Below are 11,329 nucleotides of genomic sequence, written 5' to 3' on the forward strand. Positions count from 1 at the left end.
GCTCCCTACAATCACTGTCCCATCAACGAAAATCTATGGTACACTGATATCGTTGCTTGAATCAGACTTTTATTACTCAAAAAGGCTTTGTATTATTAATTTTACTTCCAAAAAAAGGAGAGGATTTATTGGGGAATTTTTCCATTGCGGTGAATGCAGTAATGCCTTTATTGTTGTACATGTTGATCGGACAAGGATTATTGCGGGCCAAGCTGTTGGACGGCACGACTTACCAAAAATTGAATAATGCCATTTTTCGGTTCTTTTTGCCGATCAATCTCCTTATGAACGTTTACGAAGCGGATGTCAGAAGCACATTCAGAGTTGATGTGCTCTTTTTCGCTGTCGGACTTACTTTAAGTTTCTTCTTGTTTTTTGCTTTATTCATTCCGCGGATCGAAAAGGACAATGCCAAACGCGGGGTGATGCTACAAGGGACATTCCGTTCCAATTTTGTCCTGTTCGGATTGCCGATTGCTACTTCGTTGTTGTCGGAAAGCCAATTGGGAATGACATCGATACTGATTGCAGTAATTGTTCCCTTGAATAATGTTCTTTCCGTCGTGGCACTTTCCGTTTATTCGGATCATAAGATCCAACCCGTTCGGATCCTCCTGGATATCCTTAAGAATCCGATGTTCATCGGTACAGTCATAGGGATACTGATAAGCCTTTCCGGATTGCAATTCCCGCTGTTCCTCGACGATACGCTGAGCGGAATCAAAGGTCTGGTCACACCGTTGGCATTGATTGTCATGGGCGGTACTTTCCGCTTTGATGCCTTGAGTAATGCGCGACTCCAACTGGCGGTGACTGTATTCTTCAAATTGGTTTTGATCCCAATAATCGGTCTGACGCTGGCTGTCCTCTACGGATTGACCAGAGAAAATTTGGTTCCGATGATGACGATGCTGGGCGGTCCAACAGCCGTATCCAGCTACACGATGGCGCAACAGATGGGCGGGGATCCGGATTTGGCGAGTCAAATCGTCGTTTTCACTACCATCTTTTCGATATTCAGTTTGGTTGTCTTCATAACTGTGCTGAAATCATTATTTTTGATTTGAATCCTATGTAAGGAAACAAGAGCCTGCTCAGAAGCAGATTCTTGTTTCCTTTTTTTGTCCACTCGCGTTCGCCTATGACCCTCTTAAAGCTTATAATGGATGTAGAAGGAACACAACCATCTTATGACAGGGGACGATAAAGATGATCATCATCGGGATAACCGGAGGATCGGGAGCCGGCAAAACTACCGTAGCAAAAACGATCGCGAAAAGACTGGGCAAGGGCAATGTCGTCTATGTATCGCAGGATTGGTACTACAAGGATCAGACGCATCTGAGCGTGGAAGATCGTGTAAAACTGAATCTCGATCATCCAAACGCCTTCGATAACGAACTCTTGATTTCAGATTTGGCCAAACTCCGTTTAGGACAAGACATCGAGGCGCCAATCTACGATTTCAGTGTGCAAGCGCGTTCTAAGAAGACGACCCGGATCGAGTCGAAGCCCGTAGTCATACTGGAAGGGATCCTGATTTTGGCCATACCCAAATTAGTTTCCATGATCGACATCAAAATATTTGTGGATGCGGAACCGGACATCCGCCTGATCAGAAGGATCGAAAGGGATATACGGGAGCGGAACAGCACCTATGAGAGTACGATTGCCCGTTATCTGACGACCGTCAAACCGATGCATGATGCCTTCATCGAGCCATCCAAAGTACAAGCCGACATTATTGTGCCGCGTGGGGGGCAGAACGACATCGCCACTGACATGCTAGGAGACTTGGTGGAGCATTATAGCCATCATCATGTCTAAAGAGCGGTACGTTCCCAATAGATAACTCCAAAAATATTATTTCATGAAAAAAGCATTAGAAATAGACAAGAAAACAGAAATAGTATATAGTGTTCCTATGCAGTAATACTACTGTCAAAAAAGCAGAGCACGCATCGAAATGAGAGGATCTATTCAGTGGATAACACAGAATTATTGACGCGATTTAATCTGACTAGGCACGAAGCGACTATCTACCTGACGTTGCTTTCGGACGGGGATCTGAACGGCTATGAAGTATCGAAAATAACCGGTATTTCACGTTCGAACGCCTATGCATCATTGGCCTCGTTGGTTGAAAAAGGAGCGGCCTTCATTATTGAAGGGGAGACAACCCGCTATACGCCGGTACCTGTGGAAGAATTCTGTGGGAACAAAATCCGATCCCTTCAGGAATCCAAGCAGGAATTGATTAAGAACATCCCCCAAAGAAGAGAAGATGCGGAGGGGTACATAACTATTACAGGCGAACACCGCATAATGGACAAAATGCGCAACATGATTTCAGAATCGAAGTCTCGCGTCTACTTGTCCGTTTCCGGGAATATCCTGCCGGAACTTTTGACGGAAATGCAGGCTGCGCATCAGCGTGGCATAAAAATGGTCGTCATAACCGATACGCCTTTCCCTCAGGAAGGCATGACCGTTCATGTTTTGGAGAAGCCGAAGAAACAAGTCAGGATCATCGTGGATTCCACGACCGTTTTGACTGGAGATATCGATGAGGGCGAGTTTTCCACTTGCCTGTATTCCGGAAAGAAAAATGTAGTTGATTTATTGAAAGAATCGTTGCAGAACGAAATCAAAGTAGTCGAAATGATGAGAGGATTTGAAGCGAAATGACAAAAAAAGTATTTGTTGAAAAAGAGCAATTGGAAGAAATCGTACAACAGTATCCGACGCCCTTCCATTTATATGATGAAAAAGGTATCCGTGAGAATGCGCGTAAATTGAATGCGGCTTTCTCTTGGAACAAAGGTTTCAAAGAATACTTCGCTGTGAAGGCAACACCGACACCGGCCATTTTGCAGATTCTGAAAGAAGAAGGCTGCGGCGTCGATTGTTCGACCTACACAGAGCTGATGATGTCCGATGCACTCGGTTTCAAAGGCGATGAAATCATGTTCTCTTCGAACGTGACGCCTAAGGAGGACTTCCAATTCGCCCGCAAACTGAATGCGACCATCAATTTGGACGACATTACCCACATCGATTTCCTGGAAGAAGTAGCTGGATTGCCGGAAACGGTCAGCTGCCGGTTCAATCCAGGTGGTGAATTCACGATCAATAATGAAATCATGGACAAACCCGAAGACGCAAAATATGGCTTCACACGTCCGCAATTGACGGAAGGCTTCAAAAAGTTGATGGCAAAAGGCGTGAAACACTTCGGCCTGCATTCGTTCCTAGCCAGTAATAACGTTGCGGATGAGTACTATCCGATCCTTGCAGGCATTCTGTTCCAGACTGCGGTCGAACTGAAGGAAGAAACAGGCGCGGATATCACTTTCATCAACCTTTCAGGCGGAATCGGCATCCCTTACCTACCGGAACAAAAAGCTGCGGATGTAGCGAAAATCGGTGAAGGTGTCCGCAAGGCGTTCGAAGAGATCTTGGTACCAGCCGGCCTTGGAGATGTTGCGATCTATACGGAGCTGGGCAGATTCATGCTTGGGCCATACGGTTGTTTGGTGGCAACGGCTATCCATGAAAAGCACATCTACAAAGATTACATCGGTCTGGATGCGAGCGCAGTCAATTTGTTGCGTCCGGCGATGTATGGGGCTTATCACCACATCACCGTGATGGGCAAAGAAGATCAACCAGAAGATCACATGTATGATGTGACCGGCGGATTGTGCGAAAACAACGATAAATTCGCCATCAACCGCATGTTGCCAAAAATCGACATCGGTGACTTGGTCGTAATCCATGATACCGGTGCGCACGGCTTCTCGATGGGTTACAATTACAACGGAAAATTGCGATCGGCCGAAATCCTGTTGAAGGAAGACGGCGGTACAGAAATGATCCGTCGCGCGGAAACACCTAAGGATTACTTCGCAACCTTTGATTTCACGGACCTGTTCAAAGACGTGAAATAAACGGAAATAAATAATAGACGGGCTAACGAGCACAGAAAATGTTCGTTGGCCCGTCTTATTTTTGCTTCGCTCCAAGAAATTAATCTGACTGCGTGATATAATGTTCCCTGGATGAACTAACGAGGAGTGAAGAACATGTTCCGAAAAGAAACGATCAAGGAAAACGTATCGGCGCTTCCTTTGAAGCCGGAAGACTATTGCGTCATCACCGGTACAGCACTGGTTATGCATGGCATAAAAGAGGAAACAAAGGATATCGACATCAGCTGCACCAAGGAAGCGTTCAAAGTTTTAGCGGCTCAGGGATTCCCAATCAAACAAGGCGCCTTTGCCCGCAAAGTGATTTTCAGCGAGGATGTGGAAATTTTCGAGGATTGGCATAGAGGGGATATCACGATGATCGAGGAGGTTCCGGTCGCGAGCCTGGAATCAGTCATCGTTATGAAGAACCAGCTGGGCAGGGAAAAAGATCTGGCAGACATCGCTAGGATTGAAGCGCATCTGACTCAATAATATAACCAACCAAAAAGCTGAAGAACCTCCCTTTTGCGGGTGTTTCTTCAGCTTTTTGACTCTAGGATTTCAAACCAATAAAAGCTGCATCCAAAAGGGTGCGAAATAGGCTCCACCCATGGCAAGGAGAAAGCCACCTTTCCAGATGGTGGCAGGGATATATGTTTTTATTGCCAAGGCTGTTCCGTCCCAATGGCTTTCATTTTTCAAAAGCAAAACAATGAAGAACTGATGCGCCAATCCAAGCATATACCAGATGATAAAACCGATTGTGATGACATCCACTGATTGATAAATCTTCATTAGAAAGCCGTAGTTATTCCGGTAAACCAGAATAGAACTGCTAATAATAATGAGGATAATCAGGTTCTGCCAAAAGCTCTTTTCCTTTGCCAACAAATTTGTGAGCAAATAGATGCCCAAGAAAAGTGGAATGATCCACAGCAACAGTCCCTGTAAATAGAGATAGGACATTACAACAAAGAACAATGCCTGCGACACGTAACCACCCAGGAGGCTAAAAAACATCCCCAGTCCGCTGCGGTTTCCGATTTCGGCCAAACCGAGGATGCCACCGCTTTTGACTATCGAGGGAAGGACATTGAATTTTATAGACTGGATGCTTCCGCCCCACAAGCGAGCAGTCAGAGCATGACCACATTCATGGATGATGACGTTGGGAAGATCCAGATAAATGCCGAACGTATACGCAAGCATGCCGCGGCTGGAAAAGGTAAAATAGGCTACCGTAAAAAAGAGAGCAATCAATACGGGAAGGTCCATCATGCGAGTATCCTCCTTTCAATACATGCGTCAGTACTCATTCAAGAGGATAACATGCAAATTTTATTTTTTTATGAAGATGATAGGGAAGTATCATGATTAATACCAATTGAATCCCTAAATAGCAAGAAGCCTTCCTTTCAACGTATACAGAAAGGGAGGCTTCTTTTTTATGCAGTTGGAAATGCTTCAATTATTCGGTTTCAGTTGTTGTGCTGTCATTCCCGCCGAAAAGGTTGGTGAAGAATTGGACGATGGATTCCCAGATGCCCATGCTGTCTTCCTTCAGTTGTTCCTGATCGACATTGCTCCAGGCCGTTTTTGCTTGTTCGAATAATTTTCCGCCGGTTGCCTGTAGTTCTTCACCGAAAGCGGCAATCTGTTCTTTTTGTTCAATTGTCAGATTGATGTCGCCGAAATTAATCATCAGGTTCTTGATATTCGTAATATTGTCTGCCGACAGGATGCTGTCAAGATTGTAGTTCTTCAACACATCCTCAACTATTTGGCGGATTTCGTCAGCGCTGATGTTACCGTTGTTAGCATCCTTGGCTTCTTGGATGTCCTGTTTCATTTCCACGATCGCAGCGTTCATCAATTCATCCGAATAGCCGCTGTTGGCTTGGTTTTCCTCAGTTACCGCAGAAGTGACAGCCAGTTCTTCCTGGGCGACTTCAACAGCGGCTGCGTCCAGTGTATTCCCTGAATCAGCAAAAGCTTTGTAAACACCGGCCAATGCGCCGGATCCGTCAACCGTGACGGCGGATGCTACTTTGATGTCCACATCCACTGCACCAGCTGTAATGGCTGCATTCTTATATTGCGCCTCTGTGATCGCAGTAATGGTTTCAGGAGTCAGTATCTCCACCGAAACAGCACCATCGCTGTCGGCAGGCGTGATGTACGTGCTGGAATAGACTTGATTATAAGGGTAATCATCCTGCAGCAAGCCGTTCAGTTCACTGACTGCCACGACCAACTCCTTCGTCCCCTCGGCCACCCCCAACGTTTCTCTGGTTTCTTCCAGTTGGGCGGCATTCAGACTTTCGCCGTAAGTGAAGATCGGTTCGATTGCGACTTTATCGGCGAACGCTGCCGGAGCGGTGATTCCCAATAAGGTCAACGAAGCCAGTCCTGTTGTCATAAATTTTTTCAGTTTCATAGTTTAACCTTCTTTCTTTCGTAGCTTACTAAAATTGTATCAAAGATAGCCTACGAAATGTATTATGATTTCTTTAAATAAGTATGAAGGTTCCGCGACGCAAAGTCAAAGTTTTCCCCAAAAAGAGCCTGCCGTGCCGTTTCGCGCACAGTTGGCCGCAATCATGCCCGAAATCGTCTGAAAAGTCGTTTCTGCAGCCGTCTTAATGATGGGTTTGAACGCTAAATGAGGGAACACATGTATAATTGTGTTCCTTATAAAACGTTGATTTATCAACGCCAAAATGGTATGCTTTTTTTATCGAAATCAACCGAAAAACCCCGGATATCGGAGGGCATAAAATAGAGGAAACAAGAGGACATTTCAGTGAATACCACCCATGCAATCAAAGACATCAGCCAAATTCAAACATTGATGGACGTTTATCCGCCATATTCGAAAAATCGCCTGTTGCTGGAGTATGCTATCCGGACAGGTCTGCGCATCAGCGACATCCTGAACGTGAAGGTAGGGCAAGTGCTGGGGAAAGAGTCGTATCAGATCGTCGAGATGAAAACAAGCAAGAAGAAAGAACTGGCCATCCATGACCGCTTGAAGCAATCCATTTCGGATTATGTGGAAAGGGAAGGGTTGGCTGCGACTGATTATTTGTTCTATTCCAACGCTGACAAAAGCAGCCATATCAAGCGCACGCAGGCGCACCGCATCATTGCACATGCCGGGGATATGATCGGCATCACCTTGAGCGCCCATTCGCTGCGGAAGAGCTTCGGCTATCATTCCTATAAGCAGGGCGTCGATATTTCCTTGCTCCAAACAATCTTTCAGCACTCTTCACAAGCGGTCACGCTCCGTTATATCGACATCACCCAGGAGAACATCAACAACGTATACAAACGCGTCGATTTCGGATTTTAACACTAATAAAAAAATAACGCGTTTTGAGAGCGTTTCGTGATGGTGGATGCGTAATCCCATTTGAAATCGACTCAAAATGCGTTTCCGCAAAATCAGCAAAAAAGTGCACCTTGCCATCCAAAACAGCAGGGTGCACTTTTTATAAATTTGATATGGGATTACAGTCCCATATCTTTTTTCATTTTTTCAAGCTCATCTTCGACAGATGCCGATCCTTGGCTGGCATATTTTTCTTCCAGCGCTTTCGCTTCATCGATCGGTGTCATGTTCAACTCGGACATCGCATTCGCTTCATCCAACATTTTGTCGGCTTTTTCTTCCATGCGTTCGAAGGAGCTCATGGCACCTTTCGTGCTGGCGATGGAATCTGTGGCTTTGTTGAGTGTTTCTTGGGTTTTGGCGACCGCCATCTTGGATTTGATCATTTCGCGGCGGGATTTGAGCGTTTCGATGTCGGTTGCCAGTTTATCATGCATCTGGCGCATCTTGACGGCATTCTCATGCGCCGAGGCGTATGATGTCGCCAATCCAGCACCGACATTTTCCAATTCCTGCTTTTTGGTCAGGAAGATGCGGGCGTCGTTCTCGTTGCCGGCTTCCAAGGCTTTTTTGGCATAATCGGTGTATTTGATGACTTCCGCCTGGTTTTCATCGACTAAACGCTTGGTCCGGGTCTCTTCAGCCATGACGCCGGCTGTGCTTCTTTTGACCTCGGCCAAATCTTCCATCATGTCGCGCAGGTATTGGTCGATCATTTTGGCCGGATTTTCCATTTTGTCGATCAAAGCATTGATGTTTGCACTGATGATATCCGAGAATCTTTCAAGTATTGCCATTTTTGTTTCCTCCTTATGGGTTCGTGTTTTCCTTGGTTTCGTCTGCTGCCTGTGGGGTAGGGCTGGTATCGGCTTGTTGCGGGACATCGGCATCATATTTTTTCGTCAATTCTTCCGCCTCGGTGTTGCCGAATGTATCCAGCGGCGTCTTCAGAATGTCTTCGGTTTGTTGCGCTTCCAGGTTCTTTTGTTTTTTTGCATGCCGCCACCATAAGAACAGAAGGGCAAGCAGAATGATGACACCGAAAACGATCAGAACAGCGATCCACGGGGAACGCGTCACTTCCATGATGCGATCTGCGGAATCCCGGAAAGCATCGCTGAAGAATTCTTCGTCCGTTCTGTTGTCATCATAGTAATAGGAATCGATGTAATCAAGCAGGACATCGCCGGCCTCTGTATCGATTACAGTGGCAGCCTGGGTACCGACTACATAATAATCCATGTACATGCTGGGCTGATATTCGAAGAATACCAACAGCAGATGGGCCTCGTCCGCAAATAGTTCATCATATTTTTCGTTCGCGAAGCTTTCCAAATCCTCCATCGAGGGATTCGTCGAACCGTCGATGTCATCCGTCAAGTATAGATAGGGTTGCACGCCGGTTTTCTCGTAGAAATGCTTCAATCCCGAGATCAATTCAGAACGGTTTCCGACCCAACCAATCGTGTCTGTGTAATAATCAGTTTCCGTGACCGAACCATCCGGAAGGGGCTCCCGTTCCACTGTAGAAAGGGTGATTTCGTTGTTCCCGCCCGAGCCGGAAAGTGAAGATCCCGTATTGAAGGAGAAAATCAAACCGAAAACAATAGCCAGAATGATCACAACTAATGCGATCGTACCGCAGCCTAAACCGCATCCCGGAGCACCTCTAGGGCTACCACCAGAATAATTGGGACCGCCGGAAGATGGGCCTCTGATAATGGGGCCACTCCGGAAAATCGGACCGCTTGAACCGGAAGAACGGGGGATATTAAACCCGCCGCCCCCAAAAGATCCGCCACCTCCACCACGACCGCTTTTGCTGCCGCCGAAGGATCCGCCTCCAAAAGAACTGCCGCGACCACCGCTGCTGCGGCCTCCGCCACCACGGCTTCCGCCGAAAGAACCACCACCTCCCCGTGATCCGCCACCGCCTCCTCTTGCCATACATACACCTCCTTGAGTACTTATTCGCCTCATCAAAGTCAATCTATCACAGTGCGTAAGCGCTGTCAATTTAAAGCCATTGGATAAATATGACAACATTAGCAGCCATCAGAAAATCGCATGTCAGATATTCTAACGAATAATGTAACAATATCATCGACAAAATCAGAAAGAAACGGTAAGATATTCTTACATAGAGTCAACAAATTGTGTTAATTGAACGGCAAACTGCAGCAGAAACAAACTGTTGCGGGGAAAATGCGAAAGGGGTGGGCCAAGTGAAGTTGACCGAAGGAACAGAAATAGACGATTTTTTATTTTTGACGAAGAATGGGAGTTGTGAAAGTTTCCAATCTCAGCTGAAACGAGATTTCACTGCGGTGATTTTCCTGAGACATCTGGGCTGCGGCATGAGTCAACTGGATATGCTGAAATACCGGGATGCCTATCAATTCCTCAAAGATCAGGGGATCGAAATCATGATGGTTATACAAGGGGAAGAAGCCGCTGTTTCCGAAAGAACAGCAAAAATGAAAATCCCATATACCGTCATAGCGGACCCTGAACAATCCTTGTATGAACACTTTGATATCCCTTCATCGGATTCGATGCGCAATCTTGTTTACGGCGTTTCCGAAGAAAAACTGCTGGAATTTGAATACTATGGGATCGAATGTCAACGTTTTGAGGGGAATGAACTGCAACTGCAAGCGACAATCGTCGTCGATAGAAGAGGGCAAGTTGTTTTGAGCCATTACTCCGAAAACATAAGCGACGTGCCATCTCCATCAGAATTGTACCAAATGCTGCAGGCTGTGCCTGTAAGAAGCTGAAAATAAAAAATAGAAGCGAATGCGACCATTTCCCTAGAGAAGGAAAGGGCGCATCCGCTTTTTTGTTGTCTTTCCTCCAAACGCTAACATTCGTCCAATCAGCTCCCATGGTGGTAATATATAGGTGTAAACGACACTGGTAGCCTGTCTAGAGCGAGGAGTGAATGGTACTATGAAAAACGTAACAGTCAACAGATTGAAATTGGAGCAGTTTTTGCTGGTTCTGAAAGAAAGGGTGACTCCGGAATACAAGAGTCAAACGGAAAAAGATATCCTCACCTTCATGGAAGAAATCGTAACCGAGCAAAGAAAAAACGTAAATTATGATGATTTGATCAGAAAGGTTCAGTCCTATTCAGGTTGTAATCGTGCTTATCTGGAGTCTGAGCTCGACATCCGTATGAATAAATTTCCCCATGGCTCTTTAGCCGAACTGGTCGTCAACAGCGTGGATACTGATGATTATCTCACATTGTTGGAAATCGAAAATCCTACCGCATCAGATTTGGAATTTCTTGAGGAAGTCAAAGAAAAGCTTTTTGCGTATTTCGACTGACAACTATAATGTTTGTTCAGGCTTATCTGTGATTCGGGCGGGATTTTATCCAGCTCATTCAGATCGGATAAGCCTATTTTTATTTCAGAACTATACTAGGCCTATTTATATGAAAAATTTCGTTAGTCGCGTCAAATGACCCAAATACCAATGCAAACCTTCCTGTACCTTAAGATTCCTTCAATCATGGTTCAATAACCTAAATCAGCTGGCCCTTCAACAATAATTATCTGCAACGACCTGAGACCTGATTATGTCCATCCATGTCAATCTAATCCATAAATGCTTGTAATGGCTGACCGTCCGACTAATTGTTTTGTTGGATTGCCGGCATTTATGACTTGATTAACCCTGAAGCAACGAATCCAACGGATGAATATGAAAAATAATGCCTTTGTTGCTAATAATTATCAATAGATAACCTGAGGCGATTTTGGACCTACAAAAACCTGAAAAACGGGGGATTATAGCCGCATTGGATCGTATCCGGAAAAATTTCATATTCTAGTTTACATAATATATATTATACGAAGTTAAGTGTAAAAGTCATACAGATGATTAATAATCCGATGAAGCTTGTTTGCACTATATGAAAATAGCAAAATTGCGATTCTTTTAGATTAATCGC

The 11,329-nt window shown here is 45.4% G+C and carries 12 protein-coding genes; 8 read left to right on the top strand and 4 right to left on the bottom strand.

Annotation, left to right across the window (positions count from 1 at the left end; translation table 11 throughout):
* The first annotated feature begins 128 nt into the window (after positions 1-128).
* From WBM30_RS02045 to WBM30_RS02065, 5 genes are all read left to right on the top strand, one after another.
* Positions 129-1,067, top strand: coding sequence for an AEC family transporter (locus tag WBM30_RS02045; RefSeq protein WP_424899136.1), 939 nt, complete (start codon positions 129-131; stop codon positions 1,065-1,067).
* Positions 1,068-1,209: 142 nt separating this feature from the next.
* The gene (gene udk, locus WBM30_RS02050; RefSeq protein WP_424899137.1) at positions 1,210-1,827 is read left to right on the top strand and encodes a uridine kinase; all 618 of its coding nucleotides are present in this window, start codon (positions 1,210-1,212) and stop codon (positions 1,825-1,827) included.
* 156 nt (positions 1,828-1,983) lie between these two features.
* Positions 1,984-2,688, top strand: coding sequence for a TrmB family transcriptional regulator (locus tag WBM30_RS02055; protein ID WP_086627910.1), 705 nt, complete (start codon positions 1,984-1,986; stop codon positions 2,686-2,688).
* Complete coding sequence (locus tag WBM30_RS02060) at positions 2,685-3,950, top strand: diaminopimelate decarboxylase (RefSeq protein ID WP_424899138.1); 1,266 nt, start codon at positions 2,685-2,687, stop codon at positions 3,948-3,950. The genes WBM30_RS02055 and WBM30_RS02060 overlap by 4 nt, the downstream gene beginning before the upstream one ends.
* Before the next feature lie 135 nt (positions 3,951-4,085).
* Positions 4,086-4,463 carry a hypothetical protein gene (locus WBM30_RS02065; protein ID WP_424899139.1) on the top strand — a complete coding sequence of 126 codons (378 nt, stop codon included), beginning with the start codon at positions 4,086-4,088 and terminating at the stop codon, positions 4,461-4,463.
* 69 nt (positions 4,464-4,532) lie between these two features.
* Here the strand turns inward: WBM30_RS02065 and WBM30_RS02070 are convergent, their stop codons facing one another.
* Positions 4,533-5,249, bottom strand: a complete 717-nt coding sequence (locus WBM30_RS02070; protein WP_424899140.1) for a M50 family metallopeptidase — start codon at positions 5,247-5,249, stop codon at positions 4,533-4,535.
* A gap of 190 nt (positions 5,250-5,439) precedes the next feature.
* Positions 5,440-6,408, bottom strand: coding sequence for a DUF1002 domain-containing protein (locus WBM30_RS02075; RefSeq protein ID WP_424899141.1), 969 nt, complete (start codon positions 6,406-6,408; stop codon positions 5,440-5,442).
* A 366-nt stretch (positions 6,409-6,774) separates the two neighbouring features.
* On the opposite strand from WBM30_RS02075, the gene WBM30_RS02080 reads away from it, so the two are divergent.
* Positions 6,775-7,326, top strand: a complete 552-nt coding sequence (locus WBM30_RS02080; RefSeq protein ID WP_424899142.1) for a tyrosine-type recombinase/integrase — start codon at positions 6,775-6,777, stop codon at positions 7,324-7,326.
* A 158-nt stretch (positions 7,327-7,484) separates the two neighbouring features.
* Here WBM30_RS02080 and WBM30_RS02085 read toward each other — a convergent pair whose 3' ends face one another.
* Complete coding sequence (locus tag WBM30_RS02085; RefSeq protein WP_086627915.1) at positions 7,485-8,162, bottom strand: PspA/IM30 family protein; 678 nt, start codon at positions 8,160-8,162, stop codon at positions 7,485-7,487.
* A 13-nt stretch (positions 8,163-8,175) separates the two neighbouring features.
* The gene (locus WBM30_RS02090) at positions 8,176-9,312 is read right to left on the bottom strand and encodes a hypothetical protein (protein ID WP_424899143.1); all 1,137 of its coding nucleotides are present in this window, start codon (positions 9,310-9,312) and stop codon (positions 8,176-8,178) included.
* 209 nt (positions 9,313-9,521) lie between these two features.
* Here WBM30_RS02090 and WBM30_RS02095 point away from each other — a divergent pair, with 209 nt between their 5' ends.
* The gene (locus WBM30_RS02095; protein WP_424899144.1) at positions 9,522-10,145 is read left to right on the top strand and encodes a redoxin domain-containing protein; all 624 of its coding nucleotides are present in this window, start codon (positions 9,522-9,524) and stop codon (positions 10,143-10,145) included.
* Positions 10,146-10,317: 172 nt separating this feature from the next.
* Positions 10,318-10,701: a hypothetical protein gene (locus WBM30_RS02100; RefSeq protein ID WP_424899145.1), complete on the top strand. Its 384-nt coding sequence runs from the start codon at positions 10,318-10,320 to the stop codon at positions 10,699-10,701.
* Positions 10,702-11,329: the final 628 nt, after the last annotated feature.

Origin of the sequence: Trichococcus sp. (assembly GCF_049684335.1) — a bacterium.
Classification (GTDB): Bacteria; Bacillota; Bacilli; order Lactobacillales; family Aerococcaceae; genus Trichococcus.